Source organism: Mucilaginibacter humi (assembly GCF_013087555.1).
Window position 1 is genome coordinate 1 of sequence record NZ_JABFCR010000057.1, and the last position, 23,030, is coordinate 23,030.

Genomic DNA, 23,030 nt, shown 5'->3' on the forward strand with positions numbered 1-23,030 from the left:
CAAAATCAAGTGTTATAAACTCGGTATCGTGCATATTGTAATAGATGCCATAGTTACGCTTCAGGTCATAAATTATCCATTTCTGATCAGTGTACCTGTTCCTGAAATGTCGTATCAGCAACGGTAATACATTAAAATCAGGTTCGACAGTGGCATAATAGGTTTCGTCCTTTAGTTTCTGAAACCGCACAAAGGCCTCCATCCTATGCTTTTCGCGCCGCACCATCCGCACTATTTCTGATATCCGCATTACAAAGCGGTTGCCGTAATCGTCCTCAATATTTTGTGTGCTGTCAAACACATACCTTATATAACCCACCAGGTTGTTTTCTTCATTAGCTATCTCGGCCATATGCGCTATGTATAATCGTTGCACTGCGTTTGGCGATAGTTTGGTACGCAAGCCTTTTAGTACCCGCGCAGCATAACTATCACTGGTGACAACCTTTAGTGTATCCACAAACAACGCGTTATCATACAACTCGCCCTTTTGTAATTTCCCAATCCAAGCTTACGGTCGTAAATTTCATATATAGCGGTTAGCAATCCTTCAAAACTGCCATCGTAAAATAAAGTGGTCATAGCATGTTGTTTAGCCTTACCCTGCCCTCTCCAAGGAAAGGGTTCTGAATGCGGCGTTTATTACTTAATATTTTAGCCCCTCTCCTTTGGAGAGGGGTTGGGGTGAGGCTCTAAAACAAGTTAAGCTGGTTAGGTTTATTCTTTAAATATTTGCTTTGCGATTCGGCCGGGATAAACTGTTTAATGTTATTACCGGTCAGATCGCGCCGCTCAAACTCGGTACTGTTGCAGGTAATAAAATAACGGGCACGGTTAACCGCTATGCCTATTTTTTTAACTGATCCCAGTTTAAACGGCTATGCTTGCGTGCGCTCACAATTTTTTGTGCCGATTGTACCCCGATACCCGGCACACGTAATATTAAGTGCAGATCGGCTTTATTAATATCGATAGGAAAAGCCTGCATGTTACGGATAGCCCAGCTTAGTTTAGGGTCGATGTCGAGGTCGAGCAATGGTTGATCCTGGTTTACGATCTCATTTACATTAAAGCCATAGAAGCGCATCAACCAGTCGGCCTGGTACAACCTGTTCTCGCGCACCATAGGTACACTTGTATTTAGTGAAGGCAGGCGTTTATCAGCCAATACCGGCACGTAGCCCGAGTAATACACCCGCTTTAAGTTATAGCTCTTATAAAAATAATTGGCCGATTGCAATACCTGCTGATCTGTCTCGGGTGTAGCACCTACAATTACACGGGTGCTTTGCCCAGCCGGCGCAAACATGGGTGCTTTTTTAAAAAGCTTCTTTTCGTCTTTTCTTAAAATGATCTCGTCCTTTAAAAACTGCATGGGGTCTATCATATCCTGCCGGTTTTTATCAGGGGCTAATAACTTCAATCCCTCTTCGGTTGGCATTTCAGGTTAACGCTAAGCCTGTCGGCATATAAGCCGGCCTCGCGCATTAGTTCATCACTTGCGCCGGGGATTGATTTGAGGTGGATATAGCCGTTAAACTTATGCTCGGTGCGTAACTTTTTGGCTATGCGTACCAACCGTTCCATGGTATAATCGGCATCCTTAAAAATACCCGAGCTTAAAAACAAACCCTCGATATAATTACGTCGATAGAAATTGATGGTGAGGTCAACCACCTCCTGCACAGTAAATGCCGCCCTTTTGATATCATTATTCTTGCGTGACACACAGTAGGCACAATCAAAAATACAATGGTTGGTTAACAGGATCTTTAACAGGGATACGCAGCGCCCGTCTTCGGTATAGCTATGGCAGATACCGTTACTGGCATTGCCCAGTCCTTTATTATCATTTTTCGCTTGCTTCCGCTTGATGCGCATGATACATCATACTTGGCGGCATCGGCCAAAATGTTTAATTTCTCTGTTATCCTTTCCTCAGTCATAGCAAATCAAAAATACTAATATTTTTAGCATTTTATATTAAAGGGGATAATTAATGATATTCCTGAAAGTGGTCGTTATAATACCTGCAAACATTATAAGACACTAAGGGTTAACTAAACGCGCCAATACCACGTATCTTTACTATATGGATGTTAGAGAAGTAGAACGGTTAATCAAGATAAGCCGGGAACGCCCCCTGATGCCGGAAACTTATATACCCCGGCAACTGGAGCCCGAGCCCGATGATATTTTCCTACCCGAAACTTTAACATCACTGCAGGGGCTGGACATTTATGAAACACTAACCCCTGCTCAAAAACTTGAATTGGGCCGGCACGAGCTGGTGCAGGTAATAGCATCATACGCCTGGGGCGAGTGCCTGTTTTGTGTTTTCATGACGCGACATTTAATTACGCTGCCTGCTGATAATGTGGAGCACCAATTTTTAATTCGTGAACTTATAGAAGAGTTTAGGCACCAGGAGATGTTTGCCCAAGCTATTGCCAAAATTGGTGGCAAGCCTATTAAACAAAGCGGGCTGCACCGTTTCTTCGGCGAGTTTAGCAACAAGTATCTCCCTGCCGATTACTTGTTTATGGGTAGTGTATCGGTTGAGTTGGTGACTGACGTTTACGGCAACCACGCCCGCCGTGCACGGAATATTTACCCGGTGTTAAAGAAAATGTTCGACCTGCACAATATTGAAGAAGGACGGCATATCTTATTTACCAAAGCCCTATTAAAGAATTATTCGGCTAAGGCCGGATATATCAAACGGACGTTATATAGCTACGTTATCCTGTTTAATATCCTGTTTGTACGTACTATGTATGTTAAGAAGGAAATATACGAGCGCATAGGGCTTGAAAACCCCGACGAGGCCTATAAGCTGGCATCAAAAAACTTCAAACAAAAGTTTGCCGACAACTGCCTGCACGACATTATTGAATTTGTTGACAGCTGGAAAGGTTTTAATACGCTAACGCGATTTGCGTGGCGATGGGTGTTGGGTGCGAGGGTATAGCTTTTTAAGATTGTCATTTCGATACGAGGAACGAGTGAGAAATCTTAAACAAGCGCTCCCTCGCAGGGTGTATAAGATCTCTCACTTCGTTTCGAGATGACAAACAAGGATCAAATCACCTCATTAATACTCATTTCCTTAATCTCTTTTATCTCCGGGCGACCATTTTTAAAGGCCTTTCGCGGGGTTAGGCCCAGCAGTTCAAACATGGCCATATCTTCATCAAATGATGGGTTTGGCGTGGTTAACAGCTTCTCGCCGGCAAAGATAGAGTTAGCTCCTGCCATAAAGCAAAACGCCTGCTCAACGGTACTCATCTCGGTACGGCCTGCAGATAGGCGTACAACCGTTTTAGGCATGATGATACGTGTTGTAGCAATCATCCTTACCATATCCCAAACAGATACCCGTGGCTGCTCTGCCAATGGCGTGCCTTTTACCGGTACCGGGGCATTGATAGGTACCGATTCAGGATGTTGTGGCAGATTAGACAATGTTTTAAGCATTGATATGCGGTCCGCTGTAGTTTCGCCTAAACCAATGATACCACCACTGCAAACCGAGATCTTGGCTTTACGCACATGTTCTAAAGTTTGTAATCGGTCATCATAAGTACGGGTGGTGATGATCCGCTTGTAGTCGTCCTCTGAGGTATCTAAATTGTGGTTGTAAGCATATAGTCCGGCATCAGCTAAGCGTTGCGCCTGGCTCTCGGTAAGCATGCCTAAGGTGCAGCAAACTTCCATATCCAAAGCGTTTACCGCTTTTACCATATCAATTACTTTGTCGAAATCACGGTTATCGCGTACTTCGCGCCACGCTGCGCCCATGCATAACCTTGAAGCGCCGCCGTTCTTAGCTTTTTGGGCTACGGCTATCACTTCTTCTTTAGGCATAATAGCATGTACATCCACACCGGTGTTATAACGTGCGGCTTGCGGGCAGTAAGCACAATCCTCGGGGCAGCCACCCGTTTTTATGGAGATCAGCGAGCTTATCTGTACCTCGGCGTAATCCTTGTTTTCGCGATGGATGCTGGCTGCACAGTAAACCAGGTCAAGCAACGGAGTGTTATATATATCAGTAATTTCTTCTTTAGTCCAGTTATGTCTTACTTCTGCCATTGTGTAGAGTTTTGAAGTTTCAAATTTATAATAAAAGTGTTGATGCTAACCATAATGGCAGCAAAAAGCCTATGCAATCTGTAAATGTTGTAATGATGATGGACGACCCAACAGCCGGATCGACATTTAAACGTTTTAGTATCAATGGGATAGATGCGCCTGTTAAACCGGCTACTACCAAATTACCGGTCATGGCTAAAAACAGCACTAAACCCAGCATTGGGTTTTTATCATACCATAGGGCAAATAAAAATACAATTACCCCATTTGCGGCACCGTTGATCAACCCTACCGAAAATTCTTTTAATACGGTGCGGTAAGCCTGGTTATCGGTCAGATCGCTCAACGAGATGCGCCTAATAGTTACAGCGAGCGCCTGAGTGGCCGAGTTACCGCCCATACCGCCAATAATGGTCAAATAAGCCACAATAACCGGGAATTGTTTCTCGATAGGCTCGAAATGCCTGATTACCGATGCGGCTAAAAACGCGGTAGCTAAGTTTACAATTAACCGGGGCAAACGGCTTTTTACCGCGTCCTGCCAGTTACCGCTCAGTTCCTCGTCTTCGGATACACCGGACATCTTTAACATATCCTCGGTACTCTCCTGCTCCATTACGTCAATGATATCATCAACCGTAATACGCCCCAACAACTTCATGTTATCGTCAACTACCGGTATGGCTGTTAAGTTATATTGTGATATCAGCTTCGCTACTTCTTCTGGTCAAGGTCGGCCTTAACATATACCGGCTCATCCTTATAGATGGCCCTTATTTTAGTATCCGCATGAGCCTTAATTATGTCTTTTATAGATACAATGCCTTGCAGTATGCGGGCATTATCAACCACATAGATGGTATAAAACTCTTCCATCTCTTCTGATTGACGGATGATCTCATCCAACGCTCCCTTTTATCTGAGTTGATGTTAACACAGATCAGCGCCGAGTTCATCAAGCCGCCGGCAGTATTCTCGTCATAACTCATCAGGGCGCGGATGCTGCTGGCATCCTCTGGTCGATGTCTTCCGGGATCTCCTGCTGCTCGTGCTCTTCTAACTGCGAGATGATATCCGTAGCATCGTCATAGTCCAGCTCTTCTACGATATCGGCGCGTTTCTCGGGATCAAGGTTGATCAACAGCTCGCCGGGACGGTGTTCCTCGTCCATTTCGGCGATTACATCTGATGCGATGTCCGTTGGCAGGATATTGATGATGCGCTCCTTATCCTCCTGCTCAAGCTTCTCGAATAATATGGCAATCTCCGACGCATGATACTCTTTCAGAACTATCTCTAATTCAGCATCGTCTCCTTCCAACGCGGTCTTAATGCGGAGAAGGTCGGTTTTATCTATTTCGAATGATTGCATATCCCGACTAAATTAGGCATTTATGCTTGTAAACGGGGAATAAAAAGGGATTAATTGAACTTAACGCTGTCAGCATCGGGTATATTCATAACTGAAGTTAGCATCTATGGCTTTAAACACTATGATCGTACTTAAACTTAACGCCTGCAACCTTATCTAATTTATCCAGCACCATATTCACCTGCATTTTACGGATAGCTACCTGTATGCTGCAATCATTATCAAATTGCTGGTTAAGGATAGCCAGGTCAGAATCTTTAATTAAGCGCATTACATCATTCATCTGCAGGTAATCAAAGCTAATAGTATAAACATCATTCACGGTTTTTCAATGACAACCGCATGGGTCAGCGCTTCTTCGGTGGCCATTTTGTAGGCGTTGATCAGGCCGGGAACCCCCAGCAATGTCCCGCCGAAATACCGTACCACCACCACTAATATATTGGTTAAATCCTTTGAAAGCAGGGTATTTAATATCGGCCTGCCTGCAGTGCCTGAGGGTTCGCCATCATCATTTAATTTAAACACTGCGCGGTCGGCAGTTAAACGCATGGCCCAGCAGTAGTGATTAGCTTTAGGGTGTTCTGATTTTAGGGAAGCTACAATGCCTTTTATTTCGGCCTCTGAGGTTATAGGATAAGCATACGCCAAAAACTTGCTGCCCCGGTCGCGGAAGATGCCTTCGGCAGGGTGTTCTATGGTGCGGTAGGTATCGTCGAATAGCATGACATATTTTTATTAATACGATGCATAAGTTATCACCACAATAGCTGCCAGTGCTAAAAACAGGCCCACTTTATTTAGTGTGCTTAGCTTTTCATTAAATACAGCCAGCCCCACTAAAGCCCCTAACATAATTACCCCCATGTTCATGGCCGTAAATACGGTTGATGGTTGATTAGCCAGAGCCACGGTGCCCTTTTAAATAGAACAGGATATTACCAAAATTGGCTATCCCCAGAGCCCAGCCAATAAGGATGTGTGGGAATGAGAATTTGGTTTTGCCGCGCGCTATCTTAATAATCAGCAATATCAGCGAACAGATAAACGCCAATACAAAGACCAGAAAAAGCGAGGTGGTGTAAGGCACGGCTTTAAACGTAGCCAGTTGTTTAAACAATACATCTATCACACCCATGCCGATAAATACGATGAGCAAATAAAACCACGAGCCTGAGGTTGCTTTGCCGCCCCTTCCCTTTTGCCACGGGATAGAACAAATAATTGCTGCAAAGCCAATAGCTATACCCGCCAGTTTTAACGGGCTTAATACTTCTCCAAAAATAAATCCCGCCGCAAGTATGGGTATAAATAACGATAGTCGCTGAGCGATATCTGTACGCACTATACCGGTAAGCCTTACAGATGTTGCCAGTATTACAAACAGTATTGGCAACAAGATACCCAATGCCGCGAAATTATAAACGGGCGCGGCCTGCAGGTTAAGGTTGGCAAAATGCGGTTTAAAAATAACCCAGGTTAATAAAATAGCGGTTGAATAGTTCCAGGTTATGGCTTGCAGCACATCAACGTGGTAACGTTTGGCCAGCTTTAACATAATGGATACTATTACACTGCAGCAGATGCTTAGTAAAACGTATAGCATGGGCTATTATTTGTTATAAAGTATTTGTAGGTAGTCTGTTCCTGACGGAATTTCTTCGGCAATAATACCGTTTATTTTTGGCGCTTTTATGCCCGCTGTTAAAGTTGCCTTGCCGGTAAATATGCGTGCCTCATCCCAAACCCCGGCATTAATAAAAGCATTTAACGTATAAGCACCACCCTCAATAATAACTGATTGGATGTCCTGTAAGTATAATTGGTATAAAATATATTGCGGAACGTAGCGGTCAAAATCCTCTAAAGCTATGTATTTGTTCTTGCCTTCAACATCTGTTTTAACACCATTAAATATAAGTGTTTCAACAGATTGATCGAATACGTTAAGATCGGGCTTTAGCTCAAGCCGGCGATCAATAACCACCCGCTTTGGCGAACGGCCATCGCCATACCGCACATTCAATTGTGGATTATCAATAGCTACGGTGTTCTTCCCCACCAAAATAGCATCTTCCTCACTGCGCCATTGATGCACCAGCCTGCGCGATTCGGGGCCGGTTATCCAGAATTGTTGGTTATCATCAGGCGCGAAAAACTCATCGGCGGTTTGCGCCCATTTTAATATTACATACGGGCGTTGTTTTTGTATCCGGGTAAAGAAACGGCGGTTCAGCCATTTGCATTCATCCTCCAAAACCCCAACAATTACTTCAATACCGGCAGCCTGTAGCTTTTCTATGCCTTTACCATCAACTTTATCAAATGGATCGCGGCAGCCAATCACTACTTTAGCAAAGCGGTGTTTGATCAACAGATCGGCACAGGGTGGTGTTTTGCCGTAATGCGCGCAGGGCTCTAAGGATACGTAAATGGTGGATTGCTGGAATAGTTCCTTGGCATTATCAAATTTTAATAACACGTCGTTTACCGCGTTTACCTCGGCATGTGCCTGGCCGTATTGCTGGTGGTAGCCTTCGCCTATTATTTTATCGTCATGCACAATAACAGCGCCCACCATAGGGTTAGGGCTAACCTTGCCCGGGCCCAAAGCGGCAAGGTCAAGGCAGCGTTGCATAAATATTTGATAATAGCGCATACTGCAAAAGTAGCTTTTATTACGCTATAGCAAATACTAACCTGATAAAGATAGAGGGAATGTTAAACTACTTTAAGCTTTTTCATTTCGGCGTTAAACTCGCGGCCGGGTTTAAAATATGCTATGTTATGCTCAGGCACAACCACCATTTCGCCTTTGGTAATATTCTGGCCTATTTTACTGGCACGTTTTTTGGAGCAAACGTACCAAAGCCTCTAAAATAACAACCTTCGCCATTTACAACTGCGTCTTTAATTGTAGCAAGCGACTCTGGAAAACTTCCATTACGGTTTCGGGCTCTATTCCGGTTTTACGCGATACTTCCTTTGCAAGGTCTGCCTTTGTCATGTTTATTATTTTGTGTTAGTATTTAAGTTTCAGTGCCTTGTACGGATAAAAGGTTAGCAAGTTGTAATTTTTGGTACATTTAACAGTTTTGCATACACCAAAAAGGAGTAAACAGGTATACATGAATGCATAAATGTTTGCAGCCATTTTATGCATTCCTTTTTCCTTTATTATATTTTTGGTTACTTAGCTACCTTGTTAACCACCCATTTGCCGTTGCATGAAAACCATTAAAAATGTATTTGAAATTTATAAGCAACGGCTTAATACAATATATGACGCACCCGAAACCGAAGCTATAACGCTGACAGTTTTAACAGAGCTGCTCAATACATCAAAAGGTATAATCAAGGCTTTCCCCGAAAAGGAACTAAGCCTAACCCAGCAGGAAGAAGCAAACAATATCCTCAACCAACTGCAAACCGGCAAACCGTTACAATATGTTTTAGGCTATACCGAATTTTATGGCCTGAAGTTTTTAGTAAACCCGGCTACACTTATACCCCGACCGGAAACTGAAGAGCTGGTGGAATGGGCACTATCTGAAGTAGCAGTTGCAGGGTCAGTAGCAGGATTTAACATTTTGGATATTGGTACAGGCACAGGTTGTATAGCAATTAGTTTGAAAAAGAATTTGCCGCAGGCACAGGTTTCGGCAATTGATATATCCGCAGTAGCCTTAAAAACAGCAAAACAAAATGCGGAGTTAAACGAGGTTGATGTAAATTTTATAGAGGCAAATATTATAAAATCCCAAACCAACTCACTACTCAATACTCAATACTCAATACTCATATCCAATCCCCCTACGTTACGCTTGATGATAAAAAGCGCATGCACACCAATGTAACAGATTTTGAACCTCATACTGCCCTTTTTGTACCCGAAGATGACCCGTTACTTTTTTATAAAGCGATTGCCGATTTCGCGATAACTAACTTAGTGAAAGACGGCTTATTGTTTTTTGAGATCAATGAAAGTTTGGGAAAAGAAACTGTGGCGCTATTGGAAAGTAAGGGATTTAAGGATGTGGAATTAAGGCAGGATATGAGCGGCAGGGATAGGATGGTGAAGGTAATCCGGTAAGTTGCCTGGTTTAGCTTCACCTAATCCCTCTCCAAAGGAGAGGGACTTCGATGCAAGGCGTAAAGTGAAATTAAAAGACTGTTAAAAGCCCCTCTCCTTTTGGAGAGGGGTTGGGGTGAGGCCTAATTCCTCGGATGATACTGAATGATCGTCCCCTTCAAATACTCTCTGTCCAAATGTGTATAGATTTCAGTGGTCGTAATACTTTCATGTCCCAGCATTTCCTGTACGGCACGCAGGTCGGCGCCACCCTCCACCAAATGCGTGGCAAATGAATGCCTGAAAGTATGCGGACTGATCGTCTTCTTTAATCCCACTATTGCTGCCAGATCTTTTATCAGCATAAAAATATAAACCCGGCTTAACCGCGAGCCGCGACGGTTAAGGAAAACAAAGTCCTCCTCTCCTTTTTTATGGGATTATGTACGCGCACCTGTTCTATCCAGATCTTTAAAGCTTTTACTGCCGAGCCGCCTATGGGTACCAAACGCTCCTTACTGCCTTTGCCAAATACTTTGATGAATTCGATATCGAGGTACAGGTTAGATAATTTAAGCTCGGTTAACTCGGTTACACGCAGTCCGCAGCCATATAAAGTTTCCGGGATAGCTTTGTTACGGGGGCCTTCAGGGCGCGACAGGTCTATGGCATCGATCAGTTTATTAATGTCTTCGTAACTTAATGTATCGGGCAGCTTGCGGGTTATTTTGGGCGATTCTAATAACTCTGACGGGTCACTTTTTATAATGTCCTCCATCAGCATATATTTATAAAACGCTTTAATACCCGACAGGATACGCGCTTGGGAGGACGGGATCATGCCCAGCTCATTTACCCAATTGATGAACTGGCGCAGGTCCTTCAGTACAATATTCTCGGGATTAATGGTTGGTAACTGGGTTTCGGTATATTCATATAGCCGGTGTACATCGCGGGTATAGGCCGCGATGGAGTTTGCCGAAAGCGACTTTTCGAGTTTTAAATAAGCCTGAAAACCTTTTATTGCCGATGGCCAGTTCAATTGATTTTAGTTTTGATGTTTTATAATTAGCTTTGAACTAATGAATATACATATTATTAACGGCCCAAATTTAAACTTACTGGGCGTACGCGAGAAATCTATTTACGGCGACAGCAGTTTTGAGACCTATTTAGCGGGTTTAAAAAGCCGCTATCCTGATGTTAACATTACTTATTATCAAAGTAATGTTGAGGGCGAGTTGATTAATAAGCTTCATGAAATTGGCTTCAGTGAAGACGGTATTGTACTTAATGCAGGCGCTTATACCCATACATCAGTGGCTATTGCCGATGCGATTGCAGCTATTACCACACCTGTAGTTGAGGTACATATTTCAAACGTACACAAGCGCGAAGAGTTCAGGCACCATAGTTTCCTGTCGTCAAACTGCAAGGGCATTATTGTTGGTTTTGGCATGGATGGCTACCGTTTAGCTATTGAAAGTTTGATAGTTAAATAACTATATTTTAATTATTTAAAACGTTTTTGCGGGTTTTGTGTTATGGAAGCACTTACCCTTGCCAGATGCACAACGTATTTAGATATTTTATATTAGTAACTGCCGCTTACTTTATCACTTCCGGGCGCGGCTATGCGCAGAATGACAATTCCGAAACACGGTCGTTAAACAAGAAACAGCGCAAGGCCATGCACTCGCGCGATTCGGTATTGCGCAGTTTTAATAAAGCCGATACCTCTGTAAACTCGCAGCTGCAAAAGCTGGAACAGTACAGCATTACCTTTAATTTAATAAAAAACAATCTTGCTGCTGGTTTAGATACCGCTGATGTAAGCGCTAAAATACCGTCAACACTCAAGCGGATCAATAAAATAAAAAATCAGGCCAATACCCATAAATCAAGCACACTGCGCTATTTGTTTGTGTTACGGGATAACCTTGACCACATACAGGAACGGCTGGAAGGCTGGCAGGATGATTTGGACGCAGTTGATGATAAACTGATCCAAAACCAAAACGACCTGCTAAAGTTCACCAAGGATTCGCTGATCCTCACAACCATGCCTACCGACAGTGTTTTACGCAAAACATTTTTCGACCGCCGGAAAGAGGTAATCCTGCTATGGATAACGGCCGATTCGGCTAACCGGAAGAACCTGTTTAAGATTAACCTGTTGCAGAACCGCGTAGCCATAGCCTACTCCAACGCTTTAGACGAAACCGACCAGATAGATACCAAAGTAAAAAGATTTGCCCAGCGTGCTTTTGAAGGCGAATTTGGGCCGATTTGGGATATCGATCCGCAGTATAACAACATCAAAACGGCGGTACAAGGCACGGCAGACTTAAACAGCACCCAGCTTTATTACTTTATCCGGAAGGAAACTACCACGCATTTTATAGGGCTGGTGTTTTTAGTGATAGTGATTGGGTGGGTATTATATAATCGCCAAAAAAATAAAACGAGACCATGAGGACCCCGAACTTATTTTTACCCAGGCCAATTATATTTATAAATACCCGGTTATATCCACCTTATTGGTGCCCGTTGTTATTATCCCTTACTTCTACGATCACCCGCCGGTTATATTTTTAGAGGGCTTTTTTCTTACCTCCCTCGTGTTGGTATTAATGCTGGTAAAACGTACGCTTAATGCAAACCTGTTCAATGCCCTGCGAAACTTGTTTTTCCTCACTATCGTTTACAGCGCCAGCAATTTGCTGATCCAGATCACCAACCTGGACAGGTTTATCATTTTGTTTTTGGCGATGGCAGGTGTAGGTATTGCTTATAGTTTTAACAGGAAAGTAACGCTAAAGCCGGCAGATTACCCTAAACATACGGGCGTTGTATTACGCATATTTATAGGGTTACAAATACTGGCTTTAATATGTGATGTATCCGGCAGGTTTAGCCTGGCTAAAATAATAAGCATCACCGCGACCTACAATTTATGGTTCTGGTTAGCTTGTATTATGTGGTCGAGATCATCAGCCGGGGATTATTGCTGCAATTTCAATCTAAAAAAGATGCGGATAGCACGGTTAGCTGGATAGATTATGCGCTGCTGCATACCAAAATCAGGAAGATATTGAATGTGCTTGCCGGCATGCTTTGGCTGTTTTTCCTGTTCCAGAATTTAAATATTGATGATTCGGCGACGGACTATATAACCGGTGTGTTAACCCAAAAGCATACTGTTGGCGGTGCGCAATTTACATTCAGCGGCTTTGTGGTGTTTATAGCGGTAATCTGGTTATCATCTGTACTGTCAAAGATCATCAGTTACTTTTATGACATCTCGGCACAACGGTCCACCGAGATCGCCGCGCTTAAAAAGAAGAACCGTACCTCTACCCTGCTTATCCGGATCGGTGTATTTACCGTGGGCTTTTTCTGGCGGTATTTGCTTCAAACTTCCCGTTGGATAAGATCACCATTATTATCAGTGCCTTCGGTATAGGTATCGGCTTTGGCTTGCAGAACATTGTGAATAACCTGGTATCAGGCTTAATACTGGCTTTCGAGAAACCGGTACAGATAGGCGATATCATCGAGGTCGATAACCGTTCCGGCACTATCCAGGAAATAGGTATCCGTGCAAGTAAAATAGCTACCAGCGATGGTGCCGAGGTGATTATTCCTAATGGCGACCTGATATCTCACCACGTAGTTAACTGGACGCTAAGCAACAACAACCGCCGGATAGAACTGATTGTAAGCGTAAAATACGGTACCGAGATAGAGAAAGTTAAGAACCTACTGCTTGATCTGCTGAATGCCCGCGAGGACGTTATGAAAGAACCCAAACCGTTGGTATTTCTTCATAACCTCAACGGTAGTTCGGTTGATTTCAGGATACTGTTTTGGGCCGATGACATTAGCCAGTGGCTGGAATTAAAAACCCATGTACTGAGCGATATCTTCACGGTGTTTGAAAAAGAAGGCATCCAGATGTCAACCACCAGCCGGATTTGAACCTGCATCTCCCGGAAGGAAAAGCATTAAACATTAATGATCTGAACCCTCCCGATAAACTTGGGTCAAAATCGTAAAATGCAATGGTTAATAAAATCTTTCCCTATCGAGGTCAGTAAACTTACGCAGCTTCTTAATGAAGAAGGCCCACATAATACTGCCATGGTACATACCGGTAAGCTTTGGGATTATATTTCTTGAGATGGGTGCTTGACGCATGGCTGCCGCTTTCAAAAATATGCCGGATAAAATATTGGTGCGCGCGGCTAACCGCCCGGGCATCCTTGCGTTTACCCTCGGTTAAAAAACGCAACAGTGCAGCAAGGTCCAGAAAATAACGGAAGCCAATCACAATAAATCCTTTCCAAAACGGCAGGTTCTTTTTATCAGCAGCAGGTTGTTCCTAAAATTTAAATAGGTTTTAAATGGATTTTCAGCAGTAAGTGTACCGCCGCCTAAATGGAAGATCTCTGACTGCGCACAATACATTACTTTATAACCGCTGTTCTTTAAGCGCCAGCAAAGGTCAATCTCTTCCATGTGTGCAAAAAACTGCTCGTCAAACCCTTCGGCTTCGTCCCAGTATTTCTTTTTGATAAACATTGACGCGCCAGATGCCCAGAAGATCTCGCCCGATTGCTCGTACTGACCGTTATCCTGCTCTGTCTCGTTAACAATCCGGCCACGGCAAAACGGGTAGCCAAAACTGTCTATAAAGCCACCGGCGGCACCGGCGTGCTCGAAGCTGTTTTTTTGATTATAGGATTTTATTTTAGGCGCCGCCACTGCAATCAGCGGGTCGCTTTCCATTAGGGTTATTACGGGTTCTATCCAGCACGGATGCACCTCAACGTCCGAATTTAGCAGGATATAATAATCAGCCTCAACACGGGCAAGCACCCTGTTATAACCGCCTGTAAAGCCGTAATTCGCATCGTTTTGAATGACCCGAATGTTTGGATAGCTGGTTTGAATAAACTCAACAGAGCCGTCCGTAGAGGCATTGTCGCCCACAACAAGATCGAGGTTGGGCGGGTAGAGGTTAATACCGACGGCAGGAACTGGCGCAAGTGTTTTAAGCCGTTCCAGTTTAAAATTACGATGGCAACTTTAGGTTGTGCGTTCATTTAATTAGCACCCTCCGGTTTAAATTTCCACCTGCGGTGCGACCATAGCCAGTATTGCGGCTCGCGTTTTATCATCACTTCTAAATATTTAACATGCGCTTCGGTAATTTCGTGCTCGGCGCTTTCTTTTGAGTTTTCAACCAAAGGTACAATTGTGTAAGTATAATATCCCCGTTTAACCCGTTTCATGTCATAAAATATTACTGCCGAGTCTATCAGCTTTGCAATCTTCTCTATCCCTTGGAAAACCGCCGTAGGCTGATTCAAAAATTGGGTGAAGTAGTTTTTTTGCTCGCGTATGGGGGTTTGGTCGCCGGCAAAAACGGTTACAGTAAACTCATTCTTATGGGCCACCATAGTGCGTAAGGTTTGTTTCATAGCCACCGCTATGGCGCCAAAACGGGTACGTACTTTAATAAAGAAGCTATCAAAAACATGGCTGGTTAACGGCTTGTAAATTACAAACAAGCGGGTATCAATGCTAAACTCCGCGCCTGCCCACTCCCAGTTGCAATAATGCCCGGCAACCGCGGTAACACTCTTGCCTGTTGCCTTGTAATATGAAACAACTTCAGGATTGGTGCATACCAGGCGGCGCTGCAGTTCGGCCTTTGATATGCTGATCATTTTTATCGTTTCAACAATCAGGTCGGCAAGGTACCTGAAGTACTTTTTTCGATATACGCGCGCTCGGCAACTGACTTTTCGGGAAACGAATTTTGCAGGTTTTCCTGCACTACTTTACGGCGGTAGCCAATAACGTAGTATAATACAAAGAATAAAAAATCGGATATTACGTATAATAACCAAAAGGGTAGTAAAGAAACCGGTACAAAAAGAATATACCTAACCTTGAAAGCCCTTTATTTATCATTATTTTCGCTGCGTATTATCTGCAAACATAACAAAATATATGATCGAAAAAGGCGCTGTGTTACCCATGTTTTATCTTCCGCCTGTAGCTTATTTTAGCAAACTTAATACCTACAAGCCTGATATACTGATAGAACGCCGGGGAACATTTCCCTAAACAAACGTACCGTAACCGTGCGAATATATATTCGCCTGATGGTGTGCTGGCGCTTACGGTGCCTGTGGTTAAAGGCTCAAAAATGCACACCGGGGTAAAAGATGTTAAAATAAGTTATGATTTTAAATGGCAGCGCCTGCATTGGATGAGCCTCGAAACCTGCTATCGCCGGTCGGCTTATTTTGAATATTATGAGGATGACTTTGCTCCTTTTTATCAAAAGCACTTTACGTACCTGTTTGATTATAATGAGCAGCTTTTACAGATGCTGTTAAAGTTTATCAAGGTGTCGTTACCGCTGCAATACACCGAAACTTACGAGGCGAATTACCCGGGCTTAGCTGACTATCGCGATAGCATCAGCCCTAAAAAAGAATTTGATTTTGAACAAAAACCTTACTTCCGGTTTTTGAGGAACGTAACGGGTTCATTAAAAATTTAAGTATTGTCGATCTGTTATTTAACCGGGGGCCGCAAACCATAAATTATTTATAATGGGTCATTTAAAAAGAGTACGCTATAAAAGCCGCAGCCGCAAAGTGGGCGAACGCCCGGGAATGATCAACCCGCCAGACGATGCCGTAAAGCCAATTATTAAAGTTTACTCTTATAACGAACACGAATTAGTTACTGATGAGGGCCACGACCTTAAAATTGTGCTTGATCAGCTTAAAAATGCACAGATCATACCCACTGGATCCAGATAAAAGGGCTGGGCGATGCCAAACTGATAGCTGACATTGGCACCCATTTAAAGGTCCATTCGCTGGTATTAGAGGATATCGTGAATACCCACCAGCGCCCAAAGTTTGATGAATATGAGGATTATGTTTTTAGCGTAAGCCGTCAGATTTATTTCAATAAGGAGGGCGAACTATGTAATTACCAGTTTTCTACACTGGTTAAAAAAATCTCATCATCAGTTTTGAGGAAACGCATGCCGAACATTTTGAAGCAGTAAAGGCACGGCTGACCGCGAGTAAGGGCGCTATACGCACCGCCGGGCCGGGGTATATGTGCTATGCCCTGTCTGACACAATTATAGACACCTACTTTGTACTGTTGGCCAAACTTGGTGATGAACTGGACACTATAGAGGACCGCTTATATAGCAATGCGGATAAAACCATTATGTATGATGCCCAGCAGCTTAAGCGTACACTTATCATCCTGAGGCGGATTACCTGGCCCGAGCGCGATAAAATAAACGACACCTTACGTACCGAAAATCCATTAATAACCGCCGAGGTTAAAATGTTTTTGCGCGACGCTTACGACCACTGCATCCGGTAATGGACCTGATAGAAAACTACAAAGAGATTGCCAACAGCGTTATAGATCTGTACCTATCCATGGTGAGCAACCGCATGAACGAGATAATGAAGGTATTGACCATCATCTCGGTAATATTTATCCCCTTAACTTTTGTAGCGGGTATTTACGGTATGAATTTTTCGCGTGTCGACCCGATTACCAACAAGCAAATGCCTGATAACATGCCCGAGTTGTACTCGCCGCATGGTTATTACTATGCATTGGGCGGAATGTTGCTTATAGCCTTGATACAGGTAGTGGTGTTTTGGAAAAAGGGTTGGTTTACAAAGTTGTAGGCTTAATTAGGTACATACTCCAACGGCAATTGGTCACCTAATCGCTTGCGCCCCCACATCCCCCGGATCAGTAACGTTTTATAATCGGCATAACTACCCCTGCGGTCGATTTGCGAATCAACTAAAAAAATAGACGCATTAGATGGAATATCCGGTATAAACTCACTACTATTCTCGTTCATTTTTATTGGTTTGGCCGCCTTCTTTTTATCATATACAGTATAAAAGCGGTAGTCGTACTTGAACTTTATAAAATTGCTGTTGATATGTTTAATGATTTGTTCTGTTGGAACTTCACTGGGGTTTATCGTTATCGGGAAGGTTTTTCCAAAAATAGCGTACGTCAGGAACCCTTCGGCACGTGTGGTATTAGTAAAAAGCGCCCTTAAATAATGCATCAACGAACCTTCATAGGCTAATTTTCGGTTCTTTATCCATAATGCCTGTTGTTCGGCAGTGCCCGTTAACTGTTCAAAAATGCAATCGCCATCATACAGGGTAACATCTAAAGTTGAGTTATAGCTAAAGTTTTTAAGTAGGTACTTTATTCGATAGCCTAAGTTGGCATTTTCTATAACCGGGAAATCTGGCGTAGTGGCCAATAAAACCCCTTTGGTGGTTGAGAACTCAATCACATCCGGATTAAGTATTTTACAAGCCTTAGCGTTGGCCGACTCGCCCAAAAAGTATTTTATAAATGTTTTAAGATGTTTGCCCGGGCGTTTTTATCCCCTATTATAACCTCGTTCAGTACAATTTGCTTTTCGCCTAATACTAAATCTACGGTTTCGGGTTTATCCTGTACAATTACGTTTTGTTTTGCCGAAGTATAGCCCACCATGGTTATTACTACCTGATAAGTACCCGGGTCGATATTATTAAATCTAAAAGCTCCCTGTTTATCAGTTGCTACAATCTTTTCAGACCCCGCTAAAAACACTGTTGCAGATTCCATCAATTCGCCTGTTGTGTTTTTAACTGTACCGCTAATGCTGTAATTGTTCTGCGCATAAATATTTAATTGAAGCAGTATAAAGGCAAATAATGCCAGGATATTTTTTGTTTTCATCATTTGGAATAATCAGGCTTATATTCAAAAGGCAATAGGTTGGCTATTCGTTGGCTTGCCCAATAACCGCGATAATGATATTTTTTGATGCTATGCTCCCCTGCTATCAACCTTACCCACAACCAATATCAGGCTGCCTTTGTTACCAAGGCTAAAAGCTAAACTTTTTGTTTTTCCGCTATCCGCTTCATCCGGTTGCGAGGCTTTTTCTTTATCATACACTATATTAACCCGGGGGTCTATTTTTATATTTATATAATTACTATCCGTGCGGGCTACCATTTGCTCAACGTCCGCAGGGTTGCGTTCAACCGATGCGAAAACACCTTTATTATCGGGGTTCCTTTTATACATTAAAAACCCTTCTTTGCGGGTGGTACCGGCATAAACTGATCTGTAAAAGTGCATTAAAGATCCATAATAGGTCCGTTTTCGATTCTCTGCCCAAAAATATTCCTGCGCAGGCGAACCTTCCATCGGTTCAAAAATGTAGTCGCCATCATAATAAGTATTATTCTTATCATACCACTGCACAAATGCTTTAAGCAGGTATTTCACCCGATAGCCTAACACTTTATTCTCTATGATCAAAAAATCAGACGTAGTTGCCGTTAAAGCGGTATCTGTATCTACAAAGTCAATAATTTCAGGGTTAAGTATTTTATAACGATCGGGGTTATAGCTTGGCCCCATAAAGTACTTATAGAAGAAATTCATGTTTCGTTTTGACTGCTTTTTAACAGCTATAACCACTTCTTTTAAAGCAATATCTTTACCGGAAAGCACCAGGTTAAGTGTCTCCGGACCATTTTTTAAAGTTATATCTTCTTTTATCGAATTGTAACCCAACATGTTTACTACAACCTGGTAGTTACCCGGTATTATACCTTTAAAGGTAAAACCACCGTCGGCATCGGTCATTGTCATTTTTTGGGTACCGGTAATAAATACCGTAGCCGATTGGATCTTTTCGCCTTTGGTGTTTTTACAATTCCGCTGATAGTGTAAGTAGCCTGCGCCGTCGCATCTATCCGAAGGACTAAAACAATTAACAGCGCCGGGGAAATGTTTCATTATTGTGTTCAGGCTTTTTTGGTTTATAGCGTGAAGATAAAAATATTAAGCAAATATTTGCAAGATTACCAAACAAAAAAGCCACCTTACTTTATTTTGCAAGATGGCTTTTTTGTTTGTACCGATATCTTCTATTTCTGAAACTCTGGCTTTAAAAATGCCTTTTCCATAGCACGCATTTTCATAACCTTTGGTACTGAAACCGACTGGATATAACCTGCAGACGGATGCGCCCGGTAATATCCCTGGTGATACTTTTCAGCAGCATAAAACACCTTAAATGGCTCAACACGGGTAACAATAGCACCCTTGTAATGCTTTGACGCGTTGATGGTTTTGATCAGGCTTTGTAAGGTTGCTTTCTCTTCGGGTGTGCGGTAAAACGCTATCGAGCGGTAATCGGTACCCTCATCAGGCCCCTGGTAATTCAGCTCGGTTGGGTTATGCGCGTAAAAGAAAGCCTCGGCAAGCTTTTCATAGCTGATAACTTTTGGATCATAGTAAACCTGCACAACTTCGGCGTGGCCGGTAGTGCGGGTGCAAACATCTTCGTAAGTTGGGTTTTTAGTAGTGCCCCCGGCAAAGCCTGATACTACCTGGTCTACCCCTTTTAGTTCAGATAACGCTTCGCTCATCGCCCAAAAACACCCGCCGCCAAATGTAGCCACTGCCTGGCCGGCTTTTGGTTTAGGCACGCTTACAATCTCCATGTCGCCGGGCCTGTTTTGCCCATTAGCACAGCCAAATATGGCAAGGCTAAATAAAATATACAGAATTGAATTTTTCATGATCTATTACGGTTTTATCAAATATACGCAGCCCGGGCTTTGCGGATGGTCATACTGCCGTCATTTACCTTTGGGCATTAACAACATTTTTAACTTTAAGCAAGATGCTGTTTAGTCCGTTGGTTTTAATCTCGAATGTAGTAGATAACATCATACCCATTTTACCCGGCGGGAAGCCTTTGCTCTTCATCCACTCCGGGTAATAAGCAGGCAGGTCGCATATCAGCGTGCCCTTGTACTTGCCAAAAGGCATTCTGGTTTTTACGATATCAATCAGTATCTGGGTATCGGGCTTTACTGGCTCCATGTCGGTAAAGATATAAAAACACAACCCTAAAATTGCTGTTCAATTATTATGGAACAACAATTTAACGCTACCCTAACCGGTACAGATGGACCGGTTAACGGGATAATACAACACGTAACTCACAGCGGATATAAAAACGCCTACCAGTTTGATGCGATAGATGACACCCTGCATTTGGTAATAGCGCCCGACCAAAACGGTAACTGGCATAAAATTGCCGGTACAGAACCATATCTTTTGGTTGGGTTGATGAAATGGCCGAACAAATTGCGAAATTGCACACCTAATAACATATATGAATAAAAGAGAATTAGGCCAATCGGACATTATGGTAAGCCCGTTTTGTTTTGGCGGAAATGTGTTTGGCTGGACGGCTGATGAAAAACAATCTTTTGAGTTGTTGGATGCTTTTACAGACTCAGGACTTGAATTTATTGATACAGCCGATGTTTATTCCAAATGGGTACCGGGCAATAAAGGCGGCGAATCTGAAACCATTATTGGCAACTGGTTGAAAAAATCAGGCAAGCGCGATAAGGTGATCATCGCTACCAAAGTTGGCAAACCCATGGGCGAAGGTAAGCATGGACTTTCCAGAGCTTATATTACCAAAGCGGTGGAGGATTCATTAATGCGTTTACAGACTGACTATATCGATCTCTATCAATCCCACGATGATGATAAGGGCACACCATTTGAAGAAACCTTAGCCACCTATACCGACCTGATAAAACAAGGCAAGGTAAGAGCCATAGGCGCATCAAACTATAGTGCGGCACGCCTTAAAGAGTCCTCGGAAGTAAGCAAAGCCAATGGCCTTGCCCGCTATGAAACCCTGCAACCCGAATACAATTTGTTCGACCGCGAGGGCTACGAAAAGAGTTGGAGCCACTTTGTGTTGAAAATCATATAGGCGTGATAACTTTTTATTCGCTTGCCAGCGGATTTTTAACCGGCAAATACAGATCGGAAGCTGACCTTTCAAAAAGCGCACGAGGCGGTGGCGTTAAAAATATTTAAACCCACGTGGCTTTAAAATTTTAGCTGCACTTGATGAAGTGGCCGCTCAATACAAAACCACTCCTGCAAGTGTGGCCATAGCCTGGGTAATTGCCGGGCCGGGTATCACAGCGCCTATCGCCAGCGCTACATCGGTTAAGCAATTGCATGATACTACGCAGGCGGTACATTTAAATTTGAGTGAGAAGGCTATCGCGTTGCTGGATGAGGCGAGCAGCTATTAAAAACCAGTTGTCATCCTGATTTCTATGATAAAATCAGAATGACAAGCAGGATATAAAGCAAAAAGCCACCTTACGGTGGCTTTTGCTTTATAATATATGATGGAGGAAATTATATTAGAACCCTCTGCCCCGCCCGTTTTGACCGTTGTAGGCAAAACGATTGCCTGAGTTACCGTTGCCTCTTTGCTGACCACCACCATTTTGACGTGATGGTTGGTTTGAGGTTGTTGTTGAGAAGGTTGGTTATAACCACCTTGTCCCCTGCCTTGTTGCTGGCCATTATTATCATTTCTCGAAGGTTGTGATGGCCAGTTTTGTTGTGGTTGCTGGTTATAGTTACCTTGTCCATGATCATTCCTGTCATCTCTCCTGTTTCCGTTATTCCAACCACGGTTATCAGCGTGTTCGGCTCCACGATACTCATTAGGTCTTACAAAGCGCGGGCCATCATCCCTGCGGTCGTTACGGTTATCAAACCTGTCATCCCTGCGGTCGTTACGATTGTCAAATCTTTCATCTCTACGGTTATCAAACCTATCATCCCTACGGTTCCAGTCACGTGCATAACCTCTGTATTTTTCGCGATATACATCTGCGTTTAAATATGGGCGGTGTGCGCGCACTTAACGACGGGCGGTTCTCCAGTCGTAATTGCGGTACTCGCCGGGTAAAGTAAGCGTTTGATACCCATCTTCCGCCTTCGTTATAATAATATACCCTTTCGTAAGGGCTGTAATAAGCATCAACCTCCGGCATATAATAATACTGGTCGGCATTACTGTAACTAACCGCTACTGATGGTGTTACTAATGCCTCTACCACGGGGCGCCCTCCGCCTAAATGTAATCCTATTTGTAATAATTGTGCATTTGCGTTGCTATAAAATAAACCACTTAATGCTATTGCTGATATTAAAGCTACCTTTTTCATATTCTTTGTTTTTTGTATATAGCTATGACGATGAATAATGAGCAGGGTTTAATCTACCGATTAAACAACCTTACCGGATAAACTGATTACTTTATCAAAAAAGAAATTTAATATTGTTTATTTACACATAATAAGAATATAATTTTACATAAATAAAATTTGAACAGATTATGAAAGCCCTCTTAATATTAAATTTGGTTATCAGCCTTAAAAATTATTATGTTATTTTTGGTAGATAAACTAAACAACTCATGAAAATAGAAAGATATTCAGCTATTGCTACCGGTAGTTGCCGAACTCGTGTAGTATTAAATGCGGCAAAAAATAAACC

At 43.0% G+C, this 23,030-nt stretch carries 35 protein-coding genes and 5 pseudogenes; 16 read left to right on the forward strand and 24 right to left on the reverse strand.

The window, feature by feature from the left end; genetic code table 11:
- Both HK413_RS11635 and HK413_RS11640 read right to left on the reverse strand, forming a co-directional pair.
- Nucleotides 1-460, reverse strand: a 460-nt coding sequence (locus tag HK413_RS11635; protein ID WP_175270265.1) for a TIGR03915 family putative DNA repair protein, incomplete at its 3' end; no start/stop codon positions are given.
- 232 nt (nt 461-692) lie between these two features.
- A pseudogene (locus tag HK413_RS11640) lies at nt 693-1,946 on the reverse strand (putative DNA modification/repair radical SAM protein).
- Between the two features lie 146 nt (nt 1,947-2,092).
- Here HK413_RS11640 and HK413_RS11645 point away from each other — a divergent pair.
- On the forward strand, nt 2,093-2,971 hold the full coding sequence (locus HK413_RS11645; RefSeq protein WP_175270266.1) for a diiron oxygenase: 879 nt from the start codon (nt 2,093-2,095) through the stop codon (nt 2,969-2,971).
- A 110-nt stretch (nt 2,972-3,081) separates the two neighbouring features.
- Here HK413_RS11645 and bioB read toward each other — a convergent pair whose 3' ends face one another.
- The 10 genes and pseudogenes from bioB to HK413_RS22310 form a co-directional block, all read right to left on the reverse strand.
- Nucleotides 3,082-4,095: a biotin synthase BioB gene (gene bioB, locus HK413_RS11650; RefSeq protein ID WP_175270267.1), complete on the reverse strand. Its 1,014-nt coding sequence runs from the start codon at nt 4,093-4,095 to the stop codon at nt 3,082-3,084.
- A 25-nt stretch (nt 4,096-4,120) separates the two neighbouring features.
- Nucleotides 4,121-4,756 (reverse strand): magnesium transporter, encoded by a 636-nt coding sequence (locus HK413_RS18270; protein WP_246230429.1) that lies wholly within the window; start codon nt 4,754-4,756, stop codon nt 4,121-4,123.
- A 3-nt stretch (nt 4,757-4,759) separates the two neighbouring features.
- A pseudogene (locus HK413_RS22305) lies at nt 4,760-4,804 on the reverse strand (hypothetical protein); the annotation flags it as partial.
- Nucleotides 4,805-4,809: 5 nt separating this feature from the next.
- On the reverse strand, nt 4,810-5,001 hold the full coding sequence (locus HK413_RS18275; protein ID WP_246230431.1) for a hypothetical protein: 192 nt from the start codon (nt 4,999-5,001) through the stop codon (nt 4,810-4,812).
- A gap of 82 nt (nt 5,002-5,083) precedes the next feature.
- Complete coding sequence (locus tag HK413_RS18280) at nt 5,084-5,467, reverse strand: magnesium transporter MgtE N-terminal domain-containing protein (protein WP_246230432.1); 384 nt, start codon at nt 5,465-5,467, stop codon at nt 5,084-5,086.
- 112 nt (nt 5,468-5,579) lie between these two features.
- A pseudogene (locus HK413_RS11660) lies at nt 5,580-6,193 on the reverse strand (IMPACT family protein).
- A gap of 12 nt (nt 6,194-6,205) precedes the next feature.
- On the reverse strand, nt 6,206-6,379 hold the full coding sequence (locus HK413_RS18285; RefSeq protein ID WP_246230434.1) for a hypothetical protein: 174 nt from the start codon (nt 6,377-6,379) through the stop codon (nt 6,206-6,208).
- Complete coding sequence (locus HK413_RS11665) at nt 6,366-7,073, reverse strand: EamA/RhaT family transporter (protein ID WP_246230436.1); 708 nt, start codon at nt 7,071-7,073, stop codon at nt 6,366-6,368. Before HK413_RS11665 ends, HK413_RS18285 begins: the two co-directional genes overlap by 14 nt.
- Before the next feature lie 6 nt (nt 7,074-7,079).
- Entirely contained in the window at nt 7,080-8,126 is a 1,047-nt protein-coding gene (ribD, locus tag HK413_RS11670) for a bifunctional diaminohydroxyphosphoribosylaminopyrimidine deaminase/5-amino-6-(5-phosphoribosylamino)uracil reductase RibD (RefSeq protein WP_175270268.1), read from the reverse strand.
- A gap of 62 nt (nt 8,127-8,188) precedes the next feature.
- Nucleotides 8,189-8,311 (reverse strand): annotated as a pseudogene (locus HK413_RS22310) (hypothetical protein); the annotation flags it as partial.
- 383 nt (nt 8,312-8,694) lie between these two features.
- On the opposite strand from HK413_RS22310, the gene HK413_RS11680 reads away from it, so the two are divergent.
- Together HK413_RS11680 and HK413_RS11685 are read left to right on the forward strand one after the other, a co-directional pair.
- A complete protein-coding gene (locus HK413_RS11680) occupies nt 8,695-9,324 on the forward strand; it encodes a HemK/PrmC family methyltransferase (RefSeq protein WP_175270269.1) in 630 nt (209 codons plus the stop codon).
- On the forward strand, nt 9,309-9,560 hold the full coding sequence (locus tag HK413_RS11685; RefSeq protein ID WP_175270270.1) for a class I SAM-dependent methyltransferase: 252 nt from the start codon (nt 9,309-9,311) through the stop codon (nt 9,558-9,560). Before HK413_RS11680 ends, HK413_RS11685 begins: the two co-directional genes overlap by 16 nt.
- A 122-nt stretch (nt 9,561-9,682) precedes the next feature.
- On the opposite strand, the pseudogene HK413_RS21420 reads toward HK413_RS11685, so the two are convergent.
- Both HK413_RS21420 and HK413_RS11690 read right to left on the reverse strand, forming a co-directional pair.
- Nucleotides 9,683-9,913, reverse strand: a pseudogene (locus tag HK413_RS21420) (tyrosine-type recombinase/integrase); the annotation flags it as partial.
- A gap of 8 nt (nt 9,914-9,921) precedes the next feature.
- Nucleotides 9,922-10,581, reverse strand: a complete 660-nt coding sequence (locus HK413_RS11690; RefSeq protein ID WP_317169537.1) for a tyrosine-type recombinase/integrase — start codon at nt 10,579-10,581, stop codon at nt 9,922-9,924.
- Nucleotides 10,582-10,621: 40 nt separating this feature from the next.
- On the opposite strand from HK413_RS11690, the gene aroQ reads away from it, so the two are divergent.
- From aroQ to HK413_RS11715, 5 genes are all read left to right on the forward strand, one after another.
- Complete coding sequence (gene aroQ / locus HK413_RS11695; RefSeq protein WP_175270271.1) at nt 10,622-11,041, forward strand: type II 3-dehydroquinate dehydratase; 420 nt, start codon at nt 10,622-10,624, stop codon at nt 11,039-11,041.
- Nucleotides 11,042-11,106: 65 nt separating this feature from the next.
- Nucleotides 11,107-12,015, forward strand: coding sequence for a hypothetical protein (locus HK413_RS11700; RefSeq protein ID WP_175270272.1), 909 nt, complete (start codon nt 11,107-11,109; stop codon nt 12,013-12,015).
- A gap of 67 nt (nt 12,016-12,082) precedes the next feature.
- The gene (locus tag HK413_RS11705; protein WP_175270273.1) at nt 12,083-12,598 is read left to right on the forward strand and encodes a hypothetical protein; all 516 of its coding nucleotides are present in this window, start codon (nt 12,083-12,085) and stop codon (nt 12,596-12,598) included.
- Nucleotides 12,547-13,005, forward strand: coding sequence for a hypothetical protein (locus HK413_RS11710; protein WP_175270274.1), 459 nt, complete (start codon nt 12,547-12,549; stop codon nt 13,003-13,005). Before HK413_RS11705 ends, HK413_RS11710 begins: the two co-directional genes overlap by 52 nt.
- The gene (locus HK413_RS11715; protein WP_175270275.1) at nt 12,966-13,520 is read left to right on the forward strand and encodes a mechanosensitive ion channel family protein; all 555 of its coding nucleotides are present in this window, start codon (nt 12,966-12,968) and stop codon (nt 13,518-13,520) included. The genes HK413_RS11710 and HK413_RS11715 overlap by 40 nt, the downstream gene beginning before the upstream one ends.
- 133 nt (nt 13,521-13,653) lie before the next feature.
- Here HK413_RS11715 and HK413_RS18290 read toward each other — a convergent pair whose 3' ends face one another.
- The 3 genes from HK413_RS18290 to HK413_RS11725 form a co-directional block, all read right to left on the reverse strand.
- Complete coding sequence (locus HK413_RS18290; RefSeq protein ID WP_246230438.1) at nt 13,654-13,872, reverse strand: hypothetical protein; 219 nt, start codon at nt 13,870-13,872, stop codon at nt 13,654-13,656.
- A complete protein-coding gene (locus HK413_RS11720) occupies nt 13,869-14,534 on the reverse strand; it encodes a glycosyltransferase family 2 protein (RefSeq protein WP_317169538.1) in 666 nt (221 codons plus the stop codon). The genes HK413_RS18290 and HK413_RS11720 overlap by 4 nt, the downstream gene beginning before the upstream one ends.
- A gap of 113 nt (nt 14,535-14,647) precedes the next feature.
- The gene (locus HK413_RS11725; RefSeq protein WP_246230440.1) at nt 14,648-15,274 is read right to left on the reverse strand and encodes a lysophospholipid acyltransferase family protein; all 627 of its coding nucleotides are present in this window, start codon (nt 15,272-15,274) and stop codon (nt 14,648-14,650) included.
- Between the two features lie 446 nt (nt 15,275-15,720).
- Here HK413_RS11725 and HK413_RS11730 point away from each other — a divergent pair, with 446 nt between their 5' ends.
- The 5 genes from HK413_RS11730 (at nt 15,721) to HK413_RS20050 (ending at nt 17,287) form a co-directional block, all read left to right on the forward strand.
- On the forward strand, nt 15,721-16,119 hold the full coding sequence (locus HK413_RS11730) for a WbqC family protein (RefSeq protein ID WP_317169539.1): 399 nt from the start codon (nt 15,721-15,723) through the stop codon (nt 16,117-16,119).
- A 2-nt stretch (nt 16,120-16,121) separates the two neighbouring features.
- Nucleotides 16,122-16,172, forward strand: a complete 51-nt coding sequence (locus tag HK413_RS21425) for a hypothetical protein (protein ID WP_317169542.1) — start codon at nt 16,122-16,124, stop codon at nt 16,170-16,172.
- Complete coding sequence (locus HK413_RS11735; protein WP_175270276.1) at nt 16,172-16,384, forward strand: hypothetical protein; 213 nt, start codon at nt 16,172-16,174, stop codon at nt 16,382-16,384. The genes HK413_RS21425 and HK413_RS11735 overlap by 1 nt, the downstream gene beginning before the upstream one ends.
- A 211-nt stretch (nt 16,385-16,595) precedes the next feature.
- Nucleotides 16,596-16,970 carry a CorA family divalent cation transporter gene (locus HK413_RS20045; protein WP_317169543.1) on the forward strand — a complete coding sequence of 125 codons (375 nt, stop codon included), beginning with the start codon at nt 16,596-16,598 and terminating at the stop codon, nt 16,968-16,970.
- On the forward strand, nt 16,970-17,287 hold the full coding sequence (locus HK413_RS20050) for a CorA family divalent cation transporter (RefSeq protein WP_262886901.1): 318 nt from the start codon (nt 16,970-16,972) through the stop codon (nt 17,285-17,287). The genes HK413_RS20045 and HK413_RS20050 overlap by 1 nt, the downstream gene beginning before the upstream one ends.
- A gap of 2 nt (nt 17,288-17,289) precedes the next feature.
- Here HK413_RS20050 and HK413_RS11745 read toward each other — a convergent pair whose 3' ends face one another.
- The 5 genes from HK413_RS11745 to HK413_RS11765 all read right to left on the reverse strand — a co-directional run bounded on the left by HK413_RS11745 (nt 17,290) and on the right by HK413_RS11765 (nt 20,525).
- Nucleotides 17,290-17,970, reverse strand: a complete 681-nt coding sequence (locus tag HK413_RS11745; protein WP_175270277.1) for a hypothetical protein — start codon at nt 17,968-17,970, stop codon at nt 17,290-17,292.
- An 8-nt stretch (nt 17,971-17,978) separates the two neighbouring features.
- Nucleotides 17,979-18,359: a carboxypeptidase-like regulatory domain-containing protein gene (locus tag HK413_RS11750; RefSeq protein WP_175270278.1), complete on the reverse strand. Its 381-nt coding sequence runs from the start codon at nt 18,357-18,359 to the stop codon at nt 17,979-17,981.
- An 87-nt stretch (nt 18,360-18,446) separates the two neighbouring features.
- Nucleotides 18,447-19,430, reverse strand: a complete 984-nt coding sequence (locus HK413_RS11755; RefSeq protein ID WP_175270279.1) for a carboxypeptidase-like regulatory domain-containing protein — start codon at nt 19,428-19,430, stop codon at nt 18,447-18,449.
- 131 nt (nt 19,431-19,561) lie between these two features.
- Nucleotides 19,562-20,218 (reverse strand): peptide-methionine (S)-S-oxide reductase MsrA, encoded by a 657-nt coding sequence (gene msrA / locus HK413_RS11760; protein ID WP_175270280.1) that lies wholly within the window; start codon nt 20,216-20,218, stop codon nt 19,562-19,564.
- 64 nt (nt 20,219-20,282) lie between these two features.
- Nucleotides 20,283-20,525 carry a DUF3820 family protein gene (locus HK413_RS11765; RefSeq protein WP_175270281.1) on the reverse strand — a complete coding sequence of 81 codons (243 nt, stop codon included), beginning with the start codon at nt 20,523-20,525 and terminating at the stop codon, nt 20,283-20,285.
- Nucleotides 20,526-20,573: 48 nt separating this feature from the next.
- On the opposite strand from HK413_RS11765, the gene HK413_RS11770 reads away from it, so the two are divergent.
- The 3 genes from HK413_RS11770 (at nt 20,574) to HK413_RS21430 (ending at nt 21,769) form a co-directional block, all read left to right on the forward strand.
- Nucleotides 20,574-20,828: a hypothetical protein gene (locus HK413_RS11770; RefSeq protein WP_175270282.1), complete on the forward strand. Its 255-nt coding sequence runs from the start codon at nt 20,574-20,576 to the stop codon at nt 20,826-20,828.
- Nucleotides 20,821-21,438, forward strand: a complete 618-nt coding sequence (locus HK413_RS11775; protein ID WP_317169540.1) for an aldo/keto reductase — start codon at nt 20,821-20,823, stop codon at nt 21,436-21,438. Before HK413_RS11770 ends, HK413_RS11775 begins: the two co-directional genes overlap by 8 nt.
- A gap of 145 nt (nt 21,439-21,583) precedes the next feature.
- A complete protein-coding gene (locus HK413_RS21430) occupies nt 21,584-21,769 on the forward strand; it encodes an aldo/keto reductase (protein ID WP_317169541.1) in 186 nt (61 codons plus the stop codon).
- Here HK413_RS21430 and HK413_RS11780 read toward each other — a convergent pair.
- Both HK413_RS11780 and HK413_RS11785 read right to left on the reverse strand, forming a co-directional pair.
- The gene (locus HK413_RS11780; protein WP_175270283.1) at nt 21,766-22,392 is read right to left on the reverse strand and encodes a hypothetical protein; all 627 of its coding nucleotides are present in this window, start codon (nt 22,390-22,392) and stop codon (nt 21,766-21,768) included. The genes HK413_RS21430 and HK413_RS11780 overlap by 4 nt on opposite strands.
- Complete coding sequence (locus HK413_RS11785) at nt 22,325-22,699, reverse strand: hypothetical protein (RefSeq protein ID WP_175270284.1); 375 nt, start codon at nt 22,697-22,699, stop codon at nt 22,325-22,327. The genes HK413_RS11780 and HK413_RS11785 overlap by 68 nt, the downstream gene beginning before the upstream one ends.
- Nucleotides 22,700-23,030 lie beyond the last annotated feature (331 nt).

Bases quoted from the DNA above. Each gene is read 5' to 3' on its own strand.
- HK413_RS11645 (WP_175270266.1), top strand. From the start codon at position 2,093: ATGGATGTTAGAGAAGTAGAACGGTTAATCAAGATAAGCCGGGAACGC.
- bioB (WP_175270267.1), bottom strand. From the start codon at position 4,095: ATGGCAGAAGTAAGACATAACTGGACTAAAGAAGAAATTACTGATATA.
- HK413_RS18270 (WP_246230429.1), bottom strand. From the start codon at position 4,756: ATGAAGTTGTTGGGGCGTATTACGGTTGATGATATCATTGACGTAATG.
- HK413_RS18280 (WP_246230432.1), bottom strand. From the start codon at position 5,467: ATGCAATCATTCGAAATAGATAAAACCGACCTTCTCCGCATTAAGACC.
- HK413_RS11665 (WP_246230436.1), bottom strand. From the start codon at position 7,073: ATGCTATACGTTTTACTAAGCATCTGCTGCAGTGTAATAGTATCCATT.
- ribD (WP_175270268.1), bottom strand. From the start codon at position 8,126: ATGCGCTATTATCAAATATTTATGCAACGCTGCCTTGACCTTGCCGCT.
- HK413_RS11680 (WP_175270269.1), top strand. From the start codon at position 8,695: ATGAAAACCATTAAAAATGTATTTGAAATTTATAAGCAACGGCTTAAT.
- HK413_RS11685 (WP_175270270.1), top strand. From the start codon at position 9,309: ATGCACACCAATGTAACAGATTTTGAACCTCATACTGCCCTTTTTGTA.
- aroQ (WP_175270271.1), top strand. From the start codon at position 10,622: ATGAATATACATATTATTAACGGCCCAAATTTAAACTTACTGGGCGTA.
- HK413_RS11700 (WP_175270272.1), top strand. From the start codon at position 11,107: ATGCACAACGTATTTAGATATTTTATATTAGTAACTGCCGCTTACTTT.
- HK413_RS11725 (WP_246230440.1), bottom strand. From the start codon at position 15,274: ATGATCAGCATATCAAAGGCCGAACTGCAGCGCCGCCTGGTATGCACC.
- HK413_RS11735 (WP_175270276.1), top strand. From the start codon at position 16,172: ATGGGTCATTTAAAAAGAGTACGCTATAAAAGCCGCAGCCGCAAAGTG.
- HK413_RS20050 (WP_262886901.1), top strand. From the start codon at position 16,970: ATGGACCTGATAGAAAACTACAAAGAGATTGCCAACAGCGTTATAGAT.
- HK413_RS11750 (WP_175270278.1), bottom strand. From the start codon at position 18,359: ATGATGAAAACAAAAAATATCCTGGCATTATTTGCCTTTATACTGCTT.
- HK413_RS11755 (WP_175270279.1), bottom strand. From the start codon at position 19,430: ATGAAACATTTCCCCGGCGCTGTTAATTGTTTTAGTCCTTCGGATAGA.
- msrA (WP_175270280.1), bottom strand. From the start codon at position 20,218: ATGAAAAATTCAATTCTGTATATTTTATTTAGCCTTGCCATATTTGGC.
- HK413_RS11765 (WP_175270281.1), bottom strand. From the start codon at position 20,525: ATGGAGCCAGTAAAGCCCGATACCCAGATACTGATTGATATCGTAAAA.
- HK413_RS11770 (WP_175270282.1), top strand. From the start codon at position 20,574: ATGGAACAACAATTTAACGCTACCCTAACCGGTACAGATGGACCGGTT.
- HK413_RS11775 (WP_317169540.1), top strand. From the start codon at position 20,821: ATGAATAAAAGAGAATTAGGCCAATCGGACATTATGGTAAGCCCGTTT.
- HK413_RS11785 (WP_175270284.1), bottom strand. From the start codon at position 22,699: ATGAAAAAGGTAGCTTTAATATCAGCAATAGCATTAAGTGGTTTATTT.